The 21,680-nt window shown below is 34.3% G+C and carries 16 protein-coding genes; 7 read left to right on the top strand and 9 right to left on the bottom strand.

Annotated features, from left to right (window positions below; genetic code table 11):
- Positions 1-2,763, bottom strand: a complete 2,763-nt coding sequence (locus E0W73_RS00150; RefSeq protein ID WP_135220063.1) for a carboxypeptidase-like regulatory domain-containing protein — start codon at positions 2,761-2,763, stop codon at positions 1-3.
- Positions 2,764-2,911: 148 nt separating this feature from the next.
- Between E0W73_RS00150 and E0W73_RS00145 the strand changes: the two genes are divergently transcribed.
- Both E0W73_RS00145 and E0W73_RS00140 read left to right on the top strand, forming a co-directional pair.
- A complete protein-coding gene (locus E0W73_RS00145; RefSeq protein ID WP_008462500.1) occupies positions 2,912-3,406 on the top strand; it encodes an RNA polymerase sigma factor in 495 nt (164 codons plus the stop codon).
- Between the two features lie 9 nt (positions 3,407-3,415).
- Positions 3,416-4,048 (top strand): hypothetical protein, encoded by a 633-nt coding sequence (locus tag E0W73_RS00140; RefSeq protein WP_135220062.1) that lies wholly within the window; start codon positions 3,416-3,418, stop codon positions 4,046-4,048.
- 98 nt (positions 4,049-4,146) lie between these two features.
- Here the strand turns inward: E0W73_RS00140 and E0W73_RS00135 are convergent, their stop codons facing one another.
- Both E0W73_RS00135 and E0W73_RS00130 read right to left on the bottom strand, forming a co-directional pair.
- On the bottom strand, positions 4,147-4,956 hold the full coding sequence (locus E0W73_RS00135) for a lysophospholipid acyltransferase family protein (RefSeq protein WP_135220061.1): 810 nt from the start codon (positions 4,954-4,956) through the stop codon (positions 4,147-4,149).
- 113 nt (positions 4,957-5,069) lie between these two features.
- Positions 5,070-5,735, bottom strand: a complete 666-nt coding sequence (locus tag E0W73_RS00130) for an NUDIX hydrolase (protein ID WP_135220060.1) — start codon at positions 5,733-5,735, stop codon at positions 5,070-5,072.
- A 91-nt stretch (positions 5,736-5,826) separates the two neighbouring features.
- Here E0W73_RS00130 and E0W73_RS00125 point away from each other — a divergent pair, with 91 nt between their 5' ends.
- From E0W73_RS00125 to E0W73_RS00110, 4 genes are all read left to right on the top strand, one after another.
- Complete coding sequence (locus E0W73_RS00125; RefSeq protein ID WP_135220059.1) at positions 5,827-6,261, top strand: DUF4268 domain-containing protein; 435 nt, start codon at positions 5,827-5,829, stop codon at positions 6,259-6,261.
- Positions 6,262-6,469: 208 nt separating this feature from the next.
- Positions 6,470-9,724 carry a toxin-antitoxin system YwqK family antitoxin gene (locus tag E0W73_RS00120; RefSeq protein ID WP_135220058.1) on the top strand — a complete coding sequence of 1,085 codons (3,255 nt, stop codon included), beginning with the start codon at positions 6,470-6,472 and terminating at the stop codon, positions 9,722-9,724.
- Positions 9,711-11,633, top strand: a complete 1,923-nt coding sequence (locus tag E0W73_RS00115; RefSeq protein WP_162847639.1) for a DUF3857 domain-containing protein — start codon at positions 9,711-9,713, stop codon at positions 11,631-11,633. The genes E0W73_RS00120 and E0W73_RS00115 overlap by 14 nt, the downstream gene beginning before the upstream one ends.
- Complete coding sequence (locus E0W73_RS00110) at positions 11,633-13,600, top strand: DUF3857 domain-containing protein (protein WP_135220056.1); 1,968 nt, start codon at positions 11,633-11,635, stop codon at positions 13,598-13,600. Before E0W73_RS00115 ends, E0W73_RS00110 begins: the two co-directional genes overlap by 1 nt.
- Before the next feature lie 247 nt (positions 13,601-13,847).
- Here the strand turns inward: E0W73_RS00110 and E0W73_RS00105 are convergent, their stop codons facing one another.
- The 4 genes from E0W73_RS00105 to mnmA are packed head-to-tail and all read right to left on the bottom strand — an operon-like array spanning position 13,848 to position 18,063.
- Positions 13,848-14,261 carry a hypothetical protein gene (locus E0W73_RS00105; protein ID WP_135220055.1) on the bottom strand — a complete coding sequence of 138 codons (414 nt, stop codon included), beginning with the start codon at positions 14,259-14,261 and terminating at the stop codon, positions 13,848-13,850.
- A 15-nt stretch (positions 14,262-14,276) separates the two neighbouring features.
- Positions 14,277-15,221, bottom strand: coding sequence for an NAD(P)H-dependent flavin oxidoreductase (locus E0W73_RS00100; RefSeq protein ID WP_135220054.1), 945 nt, complete (start codon positions 15,219-15,221; stop codon positions 14,277-14,279).
- A gap of 5 nt (positions 15,222-15,226) precedes the next feature.
- Positions 15,227-16,834, bottom strand: coding sequence for a S8 family serine peptidase (locus E0W73_RS00095; protein WP_135220053.1), 1,608 nt, complete (start codon positions 16,832-16,834; stop codon positions 15,227-15,229).
- Positions 16,835-16,878: 44 nt separating this feature from the next.
- Entirely contained in the window at positions 16,879-18,063 is a 1,185-nt protein-coding gene (mnmA, locus tag E0W73_RS00090; protein WP_135220052.1) for a tRNA 2-thiouridine(34) synthase MnmA, read from the bottom strand.
- Between the two features lie 142 nt (positions 18,064-18,205).
- On the opposite strand from mnmA, the gene E0W73_RS00085 reads away from it, so the two are divergent.
- Complete coding sequence (locus E0W73_RS00085) at positions 18,206-20,083, top strand: PEP/pyruvate-binding domain-containing protein (RefSeq protein WP_135220051.1); 1,878 nt, start codon at positions 18,206-18,208, stop codon at positions 20,081-20,083.
- Here the strand turns inward: E0W73_RS00085 and E0W73_RS00080 are convergent.
- Both E0W73_RS00080 and E0W73_RS00075 read right to left on the bottom strand, forming a co-directional pair.
- Positions 20,080-20,637 (bottom strand): DUF4956 domain-containing protein, encoded by a 558-nt coding sequence (locus E0W73_RS00080; protein WP_135220050.1) that lies wholly within the window; start codon positions 20,635-20,637, stop codon positions 20,080-20,082. The two genes, E0W73_RS00085 and E0W73_RS00080, sit on opposite strands and share 4 nt — an antisense overlap.
- 296 nt (positions 20,638-20,933) lie before the next feature.
- A complete protein-coding gene (locus tag E0W73_RS00075) occupies positions 20,934-21,659 on the bottom strand; it encodes a toxin-antitoxin system YwqK family antitoxin (RefSeq protein WP_135220049.1) in 726 nt (241 codons plus the stop codon).
- Positions 21,660-21,680: the final 21 nt, after the last annotated feature.

The following is a 21,680-nucleotide window of genomic DNA, read 5'->3' as shown; positions in this document are numbered from 1 at the left end:
TTAAAATTTAAATGTTAAAGAAGAACCAAAGCTTCGCATCATTGGAGCGTTAAAATAATCCAGTCCGTTGGTTTCTATTGAATTAAACATAGCATTTAGACCAAAGGCCGTTTTGCTTTTGGCTACAACAAAAACATTGTTTACAAAAAATGAAATTATAAACTCCGATTTTTTGTCTGTGCGATTGTAACCGCTTTTATAGGATAACTTTAACGAATTGAGTCTGAAATAAGTCGCATCTTCAATAGCATCTTCGTCTACTCCTCCTATACCGTATCGGGTCCATAGGTTTTGATTAACGGGCTGATTGACATCATAAAACGAAACTGCCTTGGTATTTACAGCTCCCGATTGTGTGATGCCTTCAAAAATGTAATTGGTGGTGTTTCGTTGTTCGCCTGTCAGTTCCGATTTTCCGTAATAATTTAAAGTCTGCTGGGTTCCATTCCAAACTTTGCCGCCTTCGCTCCAGTCAAAGCCGAGATATAGCGAAAAATGTCTGTATTGGAACGTATTGGAAAAGCCAACCACAAAATCAGGATTTGGATTTCCTAAAATTTTAGGTTCTAGATTCTTTACAGGAAAACCCTCCGCATCAATAATAATATTTTGATTAGCGTCTCTCCCATAACTGTTTCCGACAATTACTCCCAGAGGCTGTCCGACGATATAATTTTTATTTACATCAGCAAAACCCGCAAAAGAAATCCTGCTCTGGTTATTATGAATTGCCGTTACCTCGTTTCTGTAATAAGTGAAATTAAGATTAAAATTGTATCTGAAATTCCTATTATAATACGACAGATTTTCTATAATGAATTCTACTCCTCTTTGTTTATAATCTACATTTGGAGACCAGCTGACAGCATTTGCAGCATAAAGAGGCACATAAAGATTTTCGACTTTTTTGAAATTGTAGTTCAAATACAAATTCCAGCTGCTGCTGATTCGGTAATTCAGGTCAAAATTGATGCTGTTTTCATTTATTGTAAGGGCATCTTTCTGCGTAATGAGTTCAAGATTATTCTGAAGCTGATTAAACTGATCCAAACGATATTGCAGCGAGTTAAAATTAAGATTGTTGTTTTGCAGCGACGGCTCTGTTTTGGTATAACGATTGGTGATGGTAAACGTAAAATCTTCGTTAAAAAGTCTTCTTAATTCTGCCGAAACAAAGTAACTGGGCATAAACCCATTTTTTACGGTCGAAGAATAATTCAAATCTGTGCTGGCTCTCACAATCATTTCGTTATTATAAAAAGGCGCATTTTCGATAAGAAATGAGCCATTTACATTAAAAAAAGCCTCAAATCTATGTTGCGAAATATCGAAATGAGTTTGTGCCAGAGCATTTTTTGGAAAATTCTCTAGCGAATTATATCCGCTGAAAAAATTTCTTTCTAAATCTCTGTTTTGATACCGTAAATCAAGTTTAGATTCGATATATTTTGAATAAGCAAACTCGTATTTAAAAACATCTGAAACCAAGAAGTTTCTAAATTTTTCTATTCTCTGATTGAAATTGGGCTCAGTAATTACAGCAGTATAAAACGGCTGTCCGTTTTCATTTTCAACATTCGAAGACTGAAAACCGGTATTGGCAATATTAGAAACTCTGCCTTTATTGAATTTATGATTGAAATTGAAAGAAATAGTTCGACTTTTATTCTTATCGAGATTATACTGCGTAAGATAGTACGGATTATTTTCAAAATCCGAATAACTGCGCTGTACCCCATTGCTTAGAACTGATAGTTTATTATCAAAATGTATTGGCGTCACGGCATTTGAAAAAACAACCTTGTTTATCCCAAAATTTGCGTTTGAGAAATTGTTTTCAAAATCATTGTAAGTCAACAAAGTTTCAATTTTACTGTTGTTAGAAACTGTTCTAAAATACTTTAAAGAAGTTGTGCTTTCATTGTTTCTCGTATTTGGAATCGTAATGTTTCCTGTTTTGTATGAAAAGTTTAACTTCAGATAATTTCCTTTTCTGTTTTCAATCTGTCCCGTAAAAGCGATTTTGTTATCTTGAGAATTTCTAAAAAAACGATTTGGATTATAAAGCTGTAATGGAGCTGAGCTTAAAGAAGATCTGTTCTCTATGTTTCCCTGAGGATAATATGCTGAACTATTTGAAGAATACTGCAAGGAATTGACATTTGGTCCCCAACTGAAAATCTCATTAGTTTCAGGCGATTGATAAGCCAAATCTCCGTTTATGCTGCGCCCTTGTGCATATAATGACTGATATTTTGGAAGACGCATAGGAACAGAAACCGAATATTCATGATAAATTTCAAATGATAATCTATCGTAATCGTATTTATCCTTCAGCTCATAAAGTCCATCATTCTTTCTGTTGATTCGGGAGATGTTTTCATTTTGAAAATAAGAATTGAGATTAAAATTAAAATGCCCAGATGGTTTAGAAACTTTGGCCGAATCGGCAGTTTTTTCAAGTTTTTTGATATAATCGTTGCTTATTAGCTCTTTTACAGCCAGCTCGTCTTCCTGAAAAGTCTGATTGCTGATTTTGATGATTTTCGTTTTCATGCCCACAAAAGAAATCTGGAGCTGCTCTCCTTTTCTCACTTCGATGGAATAATTTCCGTCAAAATCTGATGTCGTACAGCGTTGCGTATTCAGTACACAGATAGTTGCACCTGGAATCGGAAAACCATTTTCGTTCACATTACCCTTATAAATAGATTGAGAAAAACCAATCGCAGATGTAAAAAGAAATAGTAGTAGCTTTTTCATAAACTGTGTTTTTATTTATAGAGGAACTTTACGGACAAAAGGTTGGGAAGAAAAAGAAAAAAAATCAGAAAACGGATAAAGTCAAAAAAATATTTTTTTTTTATTTTTGATATGTAACAAAACCCATATTACAGATACTAATCCCTATATGAGCGAAAATCTAGAACAGTCATTTGTTGCGCAATTACAGGCTAATCAGAATATAATCCACAAAATTTGTAGGTTGTATACTGCCGGCGAAGATGCTCACAAAGATTTGTTTCAGGAAATTACCATTCAGTTATGGAAAGCTTATCCAAAATTTAGGGGCGATAGCAAATTTTCGACTTGGACATACCGCGTCGCCTTAAATACCGCAATTACACTATACCGAAAAACCAAAAGGACCATTTCTACCGTAGATTATGAAAATCACCAGCATTTTGTAAAAGATGTAGATTACAATTACGAAGAAGAGGAACAGATTAAACTAATGTACAAAGCTGTTTATCAACTAAATGACATCGAAAAAGCTTTGGTTTTTATGTACTTGGAAGACAAGGATTATCAGGAAATTGCAGAGACTCTGGGAATTAGCGAAGTGAATGCAAGGGTAAAAATGAACAGAATTAAAGGGAAACTTAAAAAAATACTAAATCCCTAAAAAATATTTATGAAAGAACTGGATTTATTAAAAAAAGACTGGAAAAAGAACTCGGATTCTTTTGAGCAAATTTCTGAGAAGGAAATCTACAAAATGATTCATAAAAAATCATCTTCTATTGTAAAATGGATTTTGATCATCAGCATTTTGGAGATTTCATTGTCGACTTTTTCTAATCTTTTCATCAATACTGATGAAGTTTTACAAAAAGCGAATCACCCTGAAATTGTTACAATTCTTGAATTTTTAACGTACTTTAATTATATAGTCGCATTTGTTTTTGTAGTCTTGTTTTATAAAAACTACAAAACAATTTCGACCACAATTGCCACCAAATCTCTCATGAGTTCTATTTTAAGAACCAGAAAAACAGTACAATATTATGTTTGGTATAATCTCGGAATGATTGTGATTACTTCTATCTTAAGTTTCTTTATCGTTTTTCTATACAACCCTGATATGGAGTTTTTAAGAGAACGATTAGCCGCCAATGGCACGGCAATGTTTCTTACTTTCGGAATTCTTATTTTGGTAATTGCTGGGTTCTTCGGTTTGTTCTGGTGTTTCTACAGATTGATTTACGGAACACTTTTGAGAAGGTTGTATGCTAATTATAAAGAACTTAAGAAAATTGATTTTTAAGTTGCAAAGTTTCAGAGGTACAAAGTTTCAAAGTTTTCTCATCAAACCTGAAACTTGAAACTTGAAACCTAAAACCTGAAACAAAATAATAAAAAACCTTAATAATCCCACTTTCTCATTTGGTTAAGTTCTTCCTGCGCTTTGATTTCTTCTGCGGGAATTACTTTTAAGAATGAAGGATGCTGCTCGATTGCGTATTCTACTTTTTCTACAATCTGCTCAATAGTATCATTTTCATAATCGATATCAAGAGGCTCTTTGATAATAAAAGACTGTAGGATGTTTTTCTTTTTCATTCGAAGTCCCTTTTTATCAAAAGAACGACGGAAACCGTCAATAACAATCGGAATTACGATTGGTCTATGCTGCTTGATAATATGCGCTGTTCCTTTGCGGACAGGCTTAAAAGATTTTGTAGTTCCTTGCGGAAAAGTGATTACCCAGCCATCTGCCAGGGCGATTTTGATATTTTCTGTGTCGTTTGGATTTATCTCGCGTTTTTCGGTTACATCGACACCTTTTGCACGCCAGGTACGCTCTACCGTAATGGCTCCTACATAAGCTAAAATTCGAGGCAACAATCCAGCTTGCATTGTCTCTTTTGCCGCAACGTAATAAATGTTCATCTTAGGTTGCCAAAGATAACCGATATTCTTAATAGTATCCTGACGTCCTGATAAACTTGCGTTAAACACGTGAAACATTGCTACAACATCAGCAAAATAAGTCTGATGGTTGGATATAAACAAGACATTGGTATCCGGCAACGTTTTAATGATCTCAGAACCTTCGATCTGCAATTCGTTAAAACCCCTGTATCTTCTATGGGTCATGGCTCCCAGAATTCTGATCAACCATTTCTTGATGAATAATATATGTCCAAAAGGATTTCGTTTAAACAATCCCATAACTATTTTGTCTTATTTTTTGTTAGGTTCGCAAACATACAAAAATTATTCTTTAAGGAATCTTTCTTAACATTTTCCTCCAATTTACTGCTATTCAAAAGAATATCAAATTGTTAATTTTTCAAGTTTTGCTTATTTTCCGCGAAAGCGAGTTGCAGAACATCACGCAGTTCGCTTAAAATCATTGCCGTTGCGCCCCACACTATATGATTCTGGATACTAAAAGCCGGAACTAAAACACCAGAAGCATAAGAGGTTGACAATTCGGTTTCTATCATAATTTCATCATCCAGAAAAACATTCAGAGGCAGTTCTATAATATTGGCCACTTCGCGCAAATCGGGAAAAAAAGTAAGTTCGTTTTCTGCAATTCCTAAAAAAGGATGCACCAAAAAATTACTTGGCGGAATATACATCGGCGTAAAAGGCTTTACAATTTGTATAAGTTCGGGAGCAACTCCAATTTCTTCATGAGTTTCGCGCAGTGCCGTCGCTTCAAAATTAAAATCGTCTTCCTCATATTTACCGCCCGGAAAAGCAATCTGCGCAGAATGTATTCCTTTATAAGTATTTCTAACAATAAGTACTAGATTTGTTTCTCCGTTTTTAGGATAAAAAAGCATCATTACAGCCGCCTTTCTCGCATTCAGGTCTTCAACAACAAGATTTCTCAAGGATTCAATACGTTCCTTTGGCGCCATTTTAAGATGAGACTCAACGGCCGGCAATGCTGTCTCAATTATATTAGGAACATACTTTAAAAAGGCTTGAAAATTCATAATCAAAGTTTATTTTTGTACTTTCAAATAAAATATAAATATACTTTAGAAATCGCGGTGTCGCAAATTTTCTAAAATTAAAACCATAAAAATGTACAGCAGAGAAGAATCGCAAAGAATAAAAAGAGAATTTTGGGTATCATTTGCCGAAAAATATCCACGCAAATGGGTTCTTTATGATACCAAAATAAAAGATTTTTCTTTTAAGTTTTTTGTAGACAATAAAAAAGCTCAGGTTTTGATTGATATTGAACACAGAAGCGAAGAAAAAAGAATGGCCTATTTTGAAAAACTCGAATCGCTGCGAAATATTCTTGAGGAAGAATATATAAAAGACTTAGTTTTTGAGAAAAATTTTACACTCGAAAGCGGCAAGACAATCAGTCGAATTTGGGTCGAAAAATTAGGTGTTGGCTTTAGCAACAGGAATAACTGGGATGCTATTTTTGATTTCTTTTTTGAAAAAATGAATGCTCTTGAGATATTTTATTTAGAATATGACGAATTCATAAAAGACATTGAATAAACTGGTTAAAATTTACCTCAACTACGCAGTTATTTGATTAGCAATTAATTACATAAAAACCACAACAATAATAATACAATAAAACCTACAGAATAATGATAATTTTGCAAGGTATCTTATAATATACAAAAAAATTAATAAAGAAATACCTATAGCAGGCATAGATTTCGTATAAATTTCTATATTTGAAAAAACCTAAATCTGTGCAATGAAAAAAATTTTACTTGTGTTTTTTTTAGTTTCATTTTCAAAAAACTACTCACAAACTGATTATGCTTTCGTTTACAATAACGATTCAATCATCAAAAAAGGTATTACGCTTCACAACAATAAAAAATACGACGAAGCGATTAAAGAATACCAAAAAATCAGCACAATAGATCCCAAATATCTAACTGCACAGTACGAAATAGCCTTGTCGCTGAGCGCACAAGAAAAAAAAGCCGAACTTAAAAAGTTTCTCGAAGATTTATACAACAAAGGCAAAATGGCCGAAAATCCAGAGCTTTATCAGGTGTACGGAATTTTCTTAAGCAACGAAAAAGAATATGAGGCTTCAGAGAAAATCTTTACAGAAGGCAACAAATATTTAAGTAATTCTTCTTCTTTCCAATATAATCTGGCTTTGCTTTACGTTCGTAAAGGCGAAACCCAAAAAGCTGTAAACATTCTAAAAAATATTGTTACAAACAATCCAAATCACGCTTCATCTCATTATTTGTTGGGTATTTGTGCATTCGAAAACGGTAAAATCACAGAAGGTACTCTTGCCTTAATGAGCTATTTAGTGCTTGCTCCTACGGGACAATACGCCAATCAGGCAATTGTGCAGCTAAATGCTAATTACGGTCAGGAGTATATCGCAGAAAATAAACTGGTTTTCTCTAAATCGGGAGACAACTTTGAAGAAATAGAAACCATTCTTAGAAACCAGTTACCGCTTAAAAAAGTCTACAAAATCAAATCGACCATCGACGATAAAATCACACGCCAAATGCAGGCGGTGGCAGAATATGCGGTAGAACACAAAATGGGAGATGGTTTTTTTGAGACTACTTATATTCCGTGGGTAAAACAAATGGTTGAAAAAAACCAGCTTGAAGCTTTTTCGTATTACAGCCTTCTTTCTATGGAAGAACAGTTATCGAAAGAATTAAACAAACAAAAAAAGAAAATCCTCTCTTTTGTTAGCGATTACCTGCAGGCCGATTTCTGGTCAGAATTTGGAAAAAGAAAACTTGACCTGTTTGGCCAGACAGAAGAAGTAATTGTTTCTATAGACAACGAAAGACCTTATATAATTGGAAAACAAGTAAATAAATTATTTGAAGGAAGATGCAAATATCTAAATTCGTTTGGAAATTTAGCTGGCGACCTGAACTTTAAGAATGGCAAACTTGATGGACAACAGAAATACTTTGATGACAAAGGAAGGCTAACTGAGGAAAAATTCTTTACAGACGGAAAACTAAACGGCACAAGAACAACTTACTATGAAAATGGAAATATTTCTATAGTTGAGAATTACAAGAACGACATCTTGGACGGGATTAGCACTTCTTACTATCCAAACGGCGGTAAAAACTGCGAAGCCAATTTTACAAATGGAGAAAAAAACGGAACGCTGATCTGCTTGTTCGAAAATGGAAACAAAAAAAGAGAAGCACAATTTACTGCCAATAAACTCAATGGAAAATATACAGTTTACAATGAGGCAGGAGACATTACAGAGACCTATAACTGCGTACACGATAATATTGACGGCCCATACACCGAATACTATGACGGAAAAACACTAAAAGCAGAAGCGGTTTACAAAAACGGAAACATAGACGGCTCTTACAAATCGTATTATCCGAATAAATCCTTAAAAAAGGAAAACACTTATGTTGGCGGTAAAATCAAGACTTCAATTGAATATGCAGAAAATGGCAAAAAAATATACGAGACCTTGTATAATGAGAAAGAAGAGATAGAAACCTATTATTGTTTTGACGTTAATGGAAATAAGTATTTTGAAGAAAAATACAAATCTGGTGAATTAAAATCTGGAATTCAGTTTACGTCTGCAGCTCCGAAAGGAACTGACGTAAATTTGTCTAAAAAAGGTTTTGAAGTAAAAAACTACGATGGGTCTCTCAAAATTTCTGGAGCTTTCGAAAAAGGCAAAAAAACAGGAGAATGGAACTATTTATATCCTTCGGGAACTACAAGACTTAAAGAACTCTATAAAAATGGCCTAGCAAACGGAATTTCTAAAAACTACGAGGAAAACGGAAATCTTTCCAGCATTTATAATCTGACTGATGGCGATCTGAACGGACTTTACGAAGTGTATTCAGATAACAAGATAAGCCAGATTTATCATTACGATAAAGGGCAGCAAAATGGTCCGTTTACTACTTTTTACTCTGACGGAAAAATCAGTACAGAGGGTGTTATAGTAGATAATGAAGTAAACAACAACAAAATTACGTATACACAAAATGGAAAAATTTCGCGTATCGATTATTACATTGCTGGCTACTCAACCTCTGCTAAAACTTATAACACTGAAGAAAAATTAGAAAACGAAATCGATTATAAAAACAAAAACGGACAATTTCCAATTTCTTTCAACAAAGGAGCTTATACGAAAAACTACAGCTATAAAAATGGTGTTTTAGACGGTAAAATCATAACATTTGACAAGTTTAAAACTAAAATATCAGAAACTGAATATTTCAATGGATTGCTTCATAATTCACACAAAAAATACGGCCCAACAGGAGCCATCCTTACAGAAAACAATTATTACACTGGTAAATTAAACGGATTGAACAAATACTACGATTACGTAGGGAACTTAAAATTGAGTTTAGAATATACATTTGGCGTAGAAAACGGAAAAACTATTCGCTATTACAACAACAATACGAAACTTTCTGAGACCAACTATGTGAATGATGTAAAAGACGGAAGTACAACTTTCTATAATCAGAAAGGTGAACCAGTACTGATTGTAGGATATGAAAATGGTGTCGCTAAATTCTACATCAAGAAAAACAAAACTGGAGAATTGACAGAGAAGGTTATGATTGAAAACCAGACGGCACAGATTTCTTCTTTATATCCTAACGGAAAAACTGCAATCCAATTTAAAGTGGAAAAAGGAAACATGGAAGGTAAATTTATAATCTATAACCTTGAAGGTAAGCCCGATTTTGAAAGCTCATATGCCGCCAATGTTCTTCACGGCGATCGTATTGAATATTACCCAAGTGGAAAAATTTATAAAAAAGAACATTTTAACCATAACGAATACGACGGTAAACAGGAATATTTCAAAGAAAATGGACAATTATGGGCGAGCATTTCGTTTAAGAATGATGAGCTCCATGGCGATTCACTGATTTACAATGCAGGAAAACTTATAGAAACTAGAAAATATGATTCAGATGAATTGGTTGATGTCATCAGGTAAACAAACACTTTTATTGCTTTTTTTTGTTTTAAGTTCAATTTCAGTTTCGGCACAAAAATCATTTCAGGATATAAAAAACTTATATCCTGATTATAATGAAATCATACTTGATAATTCAGAATCGTACGATATCACTATTGAGAATAATGCCTTAAAAGTTATTCAGGATAATCATTATGAAGCGATGATCCTGACGCCAAACGGTATTATCAACAATAAAGAATCGTTTTCTTACTCTGACCTTATCCGTCTTAAAAGTTATGATGCATACACATTGCTGAATGAAAACGGAAAAGACAAAAAACTAAAAGTTACACAATCGCTAGAGAAACAATCGCAGCAAAGTTCTATCTTTTACAACGACGTAAAAGAACGTCAGCTAATTTTTCCGAGCATGGAGCCGGGAGCTGTAAAAGTGTACAATTACCAGACACAATTTATAGATCCGCACCTGCTTCATAAATTTATATTTGGCAGTCATATGCCAATACAAAATGCGGCCCTTGAAGTAAAAACAGACAAAAATGTAGTGATCGATTACAAGATTTTTAACGATCCGAACAATACGATAGCTTTTTCTAAAACAGAAAAAAAAGGAAAATGGGTTTACAGATGGGCCGTGACCGAAAGCAAGCCAATAAAATATGAAGCCGGTGCTCCAGGATATTTGTACCAAGTGCCTCACATTGATTTTTACATTAAGGAGTATAAAGCCAATAACAAAACGGTTCCGGTTTTAGGAGATGTTGCCGAACTTTTTAATTATTACAAGCAATTCGTAAAAGATTTAAATAAAACCGAAGATGCAGAGTTAAAAGCACTTGCCCTAGAACTCACAAAAGATAAAACTACAGAAGAAGAAAAGGTAAAAAGCATTTTTTACTGGGTAAAACAAAATATCAAATATATTGCTTTTGAGAATGGTTATGAAGGATTTATACCTCGCGAAGCTAGTTTGGTTTTTCATAGAAAATTCGGAGACTGTAAAGACATGGCAAGCATTATTACCTGTATGTCGCAATATGCTGGTATAAAAAACGTAACCCTTGCCTGGATTGGCACGCGCAGTATTCCGTATACGTACAAGGATCTTGCGACACCTGCTGTTGACAATCATATGATTGCTATATTAAAAAAAGACAACGATTATGTGTTTCTCGATGGCACAGATAAAGAAACACGTTACGGAATTCCAACTGCTTTTATTCAAGGAAAAGAAGTGTTATTCAGCGAAAACGACCAATACAAAATTTATCCAGTGCCGATTGTTCCTGCCTCTGAAAACAAGGTCAAAGAAAATGTGAATCTAAGCATTTCGGGAACCAAGCTATTAGGGTCTGCAAAAATGGAAAGAACGGGCTACAACCGCAGCCACATCTTGATGCAGATTGGCGACGCATCAAACAAAGCGCGTCAGGAAATGATTAAGTCATTGGTTTTGAAAGGGAATAACAAATTTAACCTTGTTGATTTTAAAGAAGCCAACATCACCGATAAAGAACTTCCGTATGTGGTAGATTATAATTTTGAACTCGACAGCTACATTGTAAATGTGGACAAAGAAATTTATGTCAATTTGTTTTTGGATAAATTTTTCGAAAAGGCTACTTTGGAAAAAGACAGAATTGCCCAATTTGAATATGAATATTTAACTGAGTTTTCGACGCAATATAATTTAAAGATTCCCGAGAAATATTCTATAAAATATCTTCCAAAGAATTTTGAGCTTAATAATGATTATATGAATGCCAAATTTTCGTATGAGCTCAAAAACAATATTTTGTCTTTAAACGTAGATTTATCTCAGAAAAAATTATTGCTCAACAAGCCTGATTTTGAGCCTTGGAATGAAACAATCAAAAAATTAAAGACCAACTATAACGAAACTATAATCTTACAAGAAAAATAATGAAAAAACAATTATTCAAAACGCTCTTAACCTTTGTCATCTTGCTCTGCACTTCGGTGTCTTTTGCGCAGGACTACAGTTTCAAAAATTATGAATGGTCTTCTGAAACCAAAGTAGATGTTCCGAAGAATTACGAAAACGAGAAAGAAGTTATCTTAAATCGAACCGTAAAAATTGAATTGGTTGTAGATAAAAACACCTCTGGACAGTATCGTTTAATTCACGAAAAAAAATACATCAATTCTGATGATGCAATTGAGCGAAACAATAAAATTTATATTCCGTTCGGAGATCAGGCGAACATCTTAGTTACTAGAGCTCGCGTTATCCTGAAAAACGGAAAAGTAATTACGCTTGACAAAAAAGATATCAAAGAAGAAGTAGATCAGGAAAAAGGAGTTAAATACAACTTTTTTGCTGTAAATGGTCTTGAAAAAGGTGCTGTAATCGAAAAATTATATGTTTTTGAAGAACTTCCGAATTTAAAAGGAAATACCATCAAAATGCAAGACGAATATCCTATTGTGGAGTACAATTTTGCCTTGATTGCTCCAGAGCATCTTATTTTTAAAACCAAATCTTATAATGGTTTGAGCGAGCCGGTTTTAGACGACAAAACATTGGAGCATAAAAAAGTGTTGTCTATTGTAGAAAAAGACATTCCTGCCCTAAAAGATGACGAAGCTTACTCAAACTGGGATGTTAAGCTAAAACTTTTCCGATATAAACTAGATGCCAATTTAATTACTGGCGCCAAAAATCTAAACAATTTTAAGGAATACGCCACTAACACATACGAGCTGGTTAATCCAATATTAGACAAAAAACAAGAAAAAGCTCTGGCTTCTTTCTGCGGCAGTATTCCGCAATCTAAAGATGTTCAGGAACAGATTTGGAACATCGAAAACAAGATCAAAAAAACAATTATTTACGATCAATACATTGATTCTAAAGCTTCTTTAAGCGAAGTAATTTCGTCTAAACAAGCCAATAGCCCAGATATTGTTAAACTGTATATTGCTGTTTTCAAATATTTTAAAATAGAACACAATCTTGTATTTACCTCAAGTCGCTATAAAATTCCTTTTGATAAAGATTTTGAAAGCCACGAAAATTTAAGTGAGTTTTTGTTTTATTTTCCAGCCATTAAAAAATATATTACGCCCACAGAAATCGAATACCGTTTACCGCTTTTCCCTAATTTCTTAGGTAATAATAACGGCCTTTTCATCAAAGAAAAAGTTTTTGCAGGAGTTTCAATGGGTATCGGAGAAATCAATTTTATCGAGATTCCGGGAACCGAAATCACGCACGATTATATGGATATCACAGTTGATTTTACCAAAGATATCGAAAATCCGCTAGTGAGCAGCAAAATGACTTATGGAGGGTATTCTGGAATGAATTTCCAGCCATTAAAAGATTTTGTTTCGGCCGAACAGTACAAAACCATGCTGAAATCAATCTCTGAAAATTACACGCTTCAAAACGAGTATAAGACACTTTCTACAGAAAATGATGGTACTGAGTTTATCGGCAAAAAACCATATATAATGAATCTGACTTTTGATGGAAAAGAAATGATTCAGAAAGCCGGAAACAATTATTTATTTTCTGTAGGCCAGACTATCGGTCGTCAAATGGAATTTTATCAGGAAAACAAACGTATGCTTCCGATCGAAATTGATTATCCGCATTACTACACTAGAAAAATCAAAATTTTGCTTCCTGAAGGTGCAACAATCAAAAATTTAGACAAGTTTGTAATGGACTTCAAAACAGACCTAAACGGTAAAACCGAAGCAGCTTTTACGAGCAACTACAAGCAGAACAAAAACGAAGTGGTAATTGAAAATACAGAATTTTACAATATCATCAATTATCCATTATCGAGTTTTGACCAATATAAGGCAGTAATTAATGCAGCTGCCGATTTTAATAAAATTGTGGTAATTGTGACACAATAAAAATTTATTAATTCCTATCAATAAAATAAAATTCCAATAATAAAATTCAAATTCCAAATCTTTGATAGGTTTGGAATTTGTTTTTTATGAAAATAGGGACTGATAAATTTAAACTAAAAAATTCCAAATTCCAAAAAGCTAGACTGCACCCAAAAAGTTTGGAATTTGGAATTTTATTATTGGAATTTGGTTTTTGGAATTTGGAATTTTATTATTGGAATTTTATTATTGGAATTTGCTTTAGTTTTTAAACCATAAAAATATTATACACAATAATATGATCGCTGTAATTAATATAAAGCTGTTTTCGATAATCCTGTTTTTTTCGGGTAATTATCGATAATTTACAGTCTCTTCCATCATTATCTTTACAGATAAAAGAATAGACGATATCTGTATCATTTTCTTCTCTTTCGATATAATCTAGAATATTAAAAAGCTGTAGTTCCTGAGAGTAAACCACTATTCTATGTTTGTCTGTATCTAAAACAACAGAAAGGTTCACGAGATCTAAGTTAGACCATTCACCCCACTTTCCTCTTTCATTTTTTTCTAAAACGCTAAAACCTGAAGCTTTAAAACGATAGGATTGCGAATGAGCTTTTTGATGTCCGAAATTCAGACAAAACAATATAAATAGTATGCGGATAAAATAAATCATATTTCGTTAAAGCGATTAAAATTCAAATGAAGTCTTTTCTTTCTGAGCAGTTTCAAAGTCAGACATCATTTCTTGAATAATTTTGTCTACGGGCAGAATTTCGTGAATCAATCCTGAAATCTGGCCTATTTCTAATTCTCCCTCCTCCAAGTCACCTTCAAACATTCCTTTTTTGGCTCTAGCCCTGCCTAAAAGCTGTACAAGATCTTCCTTAGAAGGACATTTTTCATACAAAGCTTGCACATCATCAAAAAACTTATTTTTGACCAATCTTACGGGAGCTAACTCTTTCAATGTCAATTGCGTGCCTCCTTCTTTAGTATTAACTATCAGCTCTTTAAAATTATTGTGCGCCGATGATTCTACAGAAGCAGCAAAACGGCTTCCCAACTGCACTCCATCAGCTCCTAAAATCATTGCGGCTAGCATTCCTCTTCCTGTGGCAATACCTCCTGCGGCGATAAGCGGTATTTTTATTTTTTCTTTAACCATTGGAATCAGCGTCAGTGTTGTCGTTTCTTCGCGTCCGTTGTGTCCTCCTGCTTCAAAACCTTCAGCTACTACCGCATCAACACCCGCTTGCTGCGCTTTAAGCGCAAAAATACTGCTGCTGACAACATGCACAACCGTTATTCCTTTTTCTTTTAAAAATGAAGTCCAGGTTTTTGGATTTCCTGCTGAAGTAAAAACTATTGTAACGCCCTCTTCTACCACGATGTTCATGATTTCTTCAATATTAGGATACAACATCGGAATATTGACACCAAAAGGTTTATTGGTAGCTTTTTTGCATTTTTGAATATGTTCTCTTAAAACTTCAGGATACATCGATCCGGCTCCTATTAAGCCCAATCCTCCCGCATTACTTACTGCAGAAGCGAGCTTATAACCGCTGTTCCAAATCATTCCTCCTTGAATAATTGGATATTTTATATTGAAAAGCTGTGTGATTTTATTCATCAAAATTATTGTTTGATTATTTTGCCGCTTTTGTGCAGATTGTCGGAATCAAAAGTATAAAAATAGAGTCCGCTTTGAAGAGATTGCAAAGAGATGTCTGGTTCTATTGCAGTAATCTGTTTCTCAAGCATCTTCTGTCCTAAAACAGAATAAATAGCAACCATTGCTGTACTATTTTCATTTAGAAAAGAAAAAGAAACATTGGTTTTTACCGGATTCGGATACACAGAAAATGCTGTTTCTGCAATAAAAGAATCGACGTTCAATGCGGTTCCGAAATTTGGGATTCCGTATCCGTAATTGTTATTCGGCGTAGTGTATTTGTCAGAAGAAGACAAAATCATCTGTCTAATTTCTTTATTGGTTTTATTTGGATAAGCTTGCCATAAACAAGCCGCCATTCCTGCCATAATCGGACATGAAAACGAAGTTCCGTTTGCTCTGCCAATAGTTCCATTTTCATCAGAAACGACTGCTGCTACGCCTTGCGCCATAACATCTGGTTTTATTCTGCCGTCGTAGCTAGGTCCGATTGAACTTGAACTGGCTCTTACTTTAGACGCATTAACAGCACCGATTGCCAACACCGAAACAGCATCTGCAGGCGAGCCTATGTGTTTTTCGACTTGCGTTCCTTCATTTCCTGCTGAGGCCAAAACCAATATTCCTTTACTAAAAGCGATTTCGGCACCGCGAGAAATAAAAGTCGTGATTCCGTTCATATCGCTATAGGCATGATCATAATTTGGATTATCTCTTTGCAGAAAATATCCTAATGAGGTAGTAATAATATCAGCACCTAAGGCATCTGCTTTTTCTGCGGCTTCAACCCAAAGCGTTTCTTCTAACGGAACCTCCTCAGCATCAATTTCTGTGATAAAAAGATAATAGGACGCATTTGGAGCCGTTCCTACTAATGCGTTTTCTTTGTAACCGCCCATTGTAGAAAGAACTAAGGTTCCGTGATCATCTCCTGCATAGAAATTTGCGTTTCTCGTGGTATAATCATAACCTCCTAAAATTCGGTTATTATTTCTCAGGTTTTCAAATGGCTGCGCTGTATTTACGCCTGGAAAGCCAGCATCTAAAACCGCAATAATTTTGCCGTCTCCAGTATAATTCTGCTGATGCAGCACTTGACCATTCAGCATCTGAATCTGATTTGCAGAATTTCCATAAGAATAATCAATCGTTGTTTTTAACTTGTCATGAGCCTGATTAGTAGCCATTTCTAAAACTCTCTTTCCCGTAGTATTTAAAGTTTTATTGGCAAACTCAATTCTAGAAACAAAAGCTAACGATTTTAAAGCATTAATATTGGTCTGAGTTCCTTGAACATGAAGTGCATTCAGCCATTTTGATTGTGCTTTTACGATAATTCCTGTGCTTGAAGCAATCTGATTTACATACGAAGTTTCCAGAGGGGCATCCGTAAAATCTAAGGCTATATTTTGATTCGTTCTGCGATCTAAAGCTTTTTGCGTAAGCTCGCTTAGCGGATTGTCGTAAAAAGCTTGCGCATTAGGCTTTCCGTTAAAATAAACCCACGCATCTTCTTGTGAAAATACTGCAAACGAAAGAAGTAATAAAAGAAAAGTAAGGTTACATCTCATTAATTTATACCTTTTAAGGATTTAGTCCCAAATAAAGTATAAAGCTAAGAAATTACTCCCGAACCAACTAATTCATTTTTTAGATACCAAGCAACAAATTGTCCTTCTGTAATAGCCGACTGAGGTTCTTCAAACTCAACATACATTCCGTTTTCAAACTGGTGTAAAACCGCTTTCTGCAAAGGCTGGCGGTAACGAATTCTGGCCATTACTTCCATCCTTTCTCCTGGTTTCAATGTCAAATCTTCACGAATCCAGTGCACCTCAGATTTTTCTACAAACAAAGCTTTTTTAAACAATCCAGGATGATTGCTGCTCAAGCCGGTATAAATGGTATTGGTCTCCACATCTGTTGCTATTACAAATAATGGATCTGTTGTACCTCCTACATTTAACCCTTTTCGCTGTCCAACAGTAAAATAATGTGCTCCCTGATGTTTACCGACTACTTTTCCCATTGTTGGAGCGTAATTCAGTTTTTGAGCTGCTGCTTTTAATTCCTCTTCTAATGAAAGTCCGTCGGATTCTCTATCAAAAATCGGATCGTTTTTATCAATCTGAACAATCTGGCCGTCTTTGGGCTGCAATTTTTGCTGCAGAAATTCAGGCAAACGTACTTTACCGATAAAACATAATCCTTGCGAATCTTTCTTCTCGGCAGTTACCAATTCCATTTCTGCCGCTATTTCACGCACTTCTGGTTTGGTCAAAGCGCCAATTGGAAACAATGCTTTTGAAAGCTGTTCCTGAGACAATTGACATAAAAAATATGATTGATCTTTGTTGACGTCATTTCCTGCAAGCAACTGATAAACGGTTTTTCCGTCAACTTCAATTTCGCTTTTCTGGCAATAATGTCCTGTTGCAACGTAATCTGCACCCAGACTCAATGCGATTTTCATAAAAACATCAAATTTGATTTCGCGGTTACAAAGCACATCAGGATTAGGAGTTCTTCCTTTTTCATATTCGTTGAACATGTAATCAACGATTCTTTCTTTGTATTCTTCGCTCAAATCAACGGTCTGAAACGGTATGCCAAGCTTTTCGGCTACCAATAAAGCATCATTGCTGTCTTCCAGCCATGGGCATTCATTAGAAATTGTAACCGAATCATCGTGCCAGTTTTTCATAAAAAGACCTATCACTTCGTAACCTTGCTGCTGTAATAAATAAGCTGCAACACTAGAATCTACTCCGCCAGAAAGTCCAACTACTACTCGTTTCATTTTGAAATTATTAATTTTTACAAGGGTGCAAAGGTAAACCAAATTATAGAAAATCACATTACTGTTTTGATTAGTTTAAGTAATGCCTCAGTAAATAAAACTTATTTCTTTTTTGAGTACATTTAATCATCACAAATCAGATATGAAAAAGTACATTTCGATACTATTGTTTTTGTTTGCATTAAGTGCTTTAAATGCGCAGCGTTTTTCGGCCTCATTAGACAGTTACCAAGCCTATAAAGCCTTTAGAGGAAAACCTTTGTCGGATAAATTTTCGAATATTGAATCTGTAAAATTGGTTTATGATTTGAGAACCCGAAAAATGTACTATTTCAACAGCAAACTCTTTGCGCTTCACTTTGATTTTGCAGTTAATTACCTAAATTACCCCGATGATTTAGAAGCTTTTAACAACAAAAACTACAGCAACACCTCTAAAAACCGTGATTTTTTACTCGGGAATTTGAACCATATTAAGGGAACAGATAAATGGATTTTTGAACTCGCCGCTTCCGATCATATGCCGATTGAACTCATTGAGCGTTTTTATAATTTGGTAATCCAATCAACATTTATTGGGAAAGATCTTAAATTCTATCTGAACAATCCCGAAAAGATGGAATGGTTTCAACAGGATAAATTTAAAATTCCCTGCGTAAAATCTGATTATATTTTTGATGAATTGAAATATCAGGAAGTCGTTTCGGGAACGAATGTCGGAATTTTGAAGAAATACAAAATCAAAGACTTAGAAACAACAAAACCAAATCCTGATGAAATTGTTGTTTTGGACGGAACTCCAGATATTCTGCCCAACGTAAGAGGAATTATCGTAAATGAACTGCAGACTCCCTTAAGCCATTTGGTGCTTCTTGGCAAGAATAGAAAAATTCCGATTATGGCTTATACCGATGTCGAAAAAGATAAAAACATCAAACAGCTTCTTTCTAAAAAAGTAGAATTAAAAATTGCAGTTGATACTTTCTACATCAAAGAAACAACAAAAAAAATTAGCATAAAATCGGCTGGCAAGAAGAAAAAACTACTAATAGATAATAGTGTAACGGAATTGATTAATTTATCTCAAATTCCTAAAAATGGCGTAAACTACATTGGTTCTAAAGCACAGAATATGGCATACTTGATTGCGGTCGCAAAAGAAATTCCGTTTAAAGTTCCAGAAAATGCACATGCCATTCCGTTTTTCTTTTACACACAGCATATTCAGAAAACATCAATTTCTCCATTAATTGCCGAACTTTTAGCTTTTCCAAAAAAAGATTCTACAGCTTGGATCAATAGCCAACTGAAAAAGATTAGAGAGGCCATTAAAAAAGAACCTATCAATCCTGAATTGATTTCCAAATTAAATCTTGCTTTTAAAGATGCTAAATTCAAGAACTTCAGGTTTCGTTCTTCGACCAATGCCGAAGATTTAAACGATTTTAACGGTGCAGGATTATACGATTCTAAGACTGGGATTGTAGGAGATTCTATTAAAACTTTTGAAAAAGCAATCAAACAAGTTTGGGCTAGTGTGTGGAATGAAGCTTCGTACAACGAAAGAGAACTTTTTGGCATCGATCAGCAACATATTGCCATGGGCGTTTTGGTTCATCGCTCTTTTCCTGATGAATTGGCTAATGGCGTTGTTATTACCAAAAATATTTTTAGAGCAAACTTCCCCGGAATAACTGTAAATATTCAAAAAGGAGAAAACTCTGTTGTAAAACCAGAAAAAGGTGAAATCTGCGAGCAATTTGTGGCCTATCATTTTGAGGACAGAAAAGACGACCAGGATTTTGAAATTGATTATACTTCTAACTCCAATTTAAACGACAACGAGCCTTTATTGAGCAGAAAAGAAATGAGTAACTTATTTAATGTCAGCAAAAAAATTGAAGAAAAAATGCATCGTTACTGGCGAAAAAATCAAAATCAACCAGTAGATATTGAGTTTAAAATTGTAAGCGAAAAAAGAGATTTATATATCAAACAGGTTCGTCCGTTTAACGATTAATAGAAAACCAATAAATCTATTTCGTTAGTTGCCGTATTGATTAGCACAATTCTAAAATCAAATTCTTCTATCTTAATTTTTTCTTGAATTGATTTACGAATGTATACAGAATTTAAGGCAAAGTTATCGTCTAGCGGAATTTTTACATCAACAGAATTCAGGTATTTTGAGGCTTTTTTATTGACAATAATCGAGGCAATGATATAAAAACCGATTATTATGGTTTGAAAGAAAAGCAACAGCTCAATCTTTTCAAACGGATACATAATATCTAAAATAGATAATGTTATTGTCGCAAAAAGAAAAATTATGGCATTTACGGTAAAAGATTGCGTTCGAAAACGAAGTATCGAAAAAATAGCAAACAACCCAAACCCTATTCCTACTCCTATTTCGATTTTCGTAAACAAATAACAGAGCGAAAAAGTACAAAGGCCAACAATAACCATCAATGGATTTATAGTTTCGTTATCTTTTCTGTTGGAGAAAAAATACAAAACCAGAATTGAAAAAAACAAAAGCAAAAATCGTCCTAAAAGTTCGTTTATATCCATTGGTCAGAATAAATTGGCTACTCAAATGTAAAAAAATATTCCTTTTCCTATTTTTATTTTTTTATGACTACACGCTAGATGAACTAATAATTACTAAAACGTATTAATGACACGGATAAAACATATTTACTTCGTAAAAACGCAGATTCAAACGGATTTTATCTCTAAATTTTATACAGATTAATACAAAATCCGTTTTGATCCGTGTCTTCGCGTTAGCGAATCTGTATCATCCGCGTGCTATTTTCAAAATTAAGCAAGAGTAGTGCATAGTCATAATAAAGTTTGGCCTAACATTATTTTTTAGGTGCAGGTCCTTTCTCAGAAGCTTTATTGGTATTTTTAGGATCACTCATATTGACCTCTTTTGTCAATTTGCCTTTTTGGTAAAACTGCCAGATTCCGGCTTTTTTTCCCTTAACAAACTTTCCTTTAGAAGCGATTGTTCCGTCAGAATCATAAAAGACCGCATCGCCGTCGTATTCATTGTTCTTATACACCGCTTGCTCAAGTAATGTTCCGTCTTGTCCTATTTTTTTATACGGCCCCTCTTTCATGCCTTTTACAAAATTCATTTCTTCGGCAACTTTTGCATTCGGATAATAAATAATTTTCGCTCCGTGCAAAACTCCGTTCTTATAATTTTCAACGCTCATCAAAACTTTCGAAGCTTTATGGTAATATTTCCATTCTCCTTCTCTTGCTTTTCCGATTTCTTTGCCTTCGCTCACTATGTTTTTATTCTGATCGTAAAAAATAGTGTACGAACTTCCGTCATTTGCACTAAAATCACGTGTAGCAATTACATCTCCTTTTTTGGTATCGTCAAAAAATTTAAAAATACCTGTTTCTTTTCCGTGGCTGAAAGTTCCTTCGTAGCGCGGACGTTTAGATTCGGCATAAGTTCCTTTCCAAAGTCCGTCCTTTTTCCCTTCAGCATCGACTTTGTTCAAAGCAGTCTGAGCATTCAAAAATAACGTTTGAATAAAGATCAATCCCAGTATGATTTTTTTAGATATCATAAAATTATGTTTTTAAGCTTA

This window comes from Flavobacterium foetidum, from assembly GCF_004634245.1.
GTDB lineage: Bacteria > Bacteroidota > Bacteroidia > Flavobacteriales > Flavobacteriaceae > Flavobacterium > Flavobacterium foetidum.
Note: the sequence above shows the minus strand (reverse complement) of the source record. Positions and strands in the feature narration are given on the sequence as shown.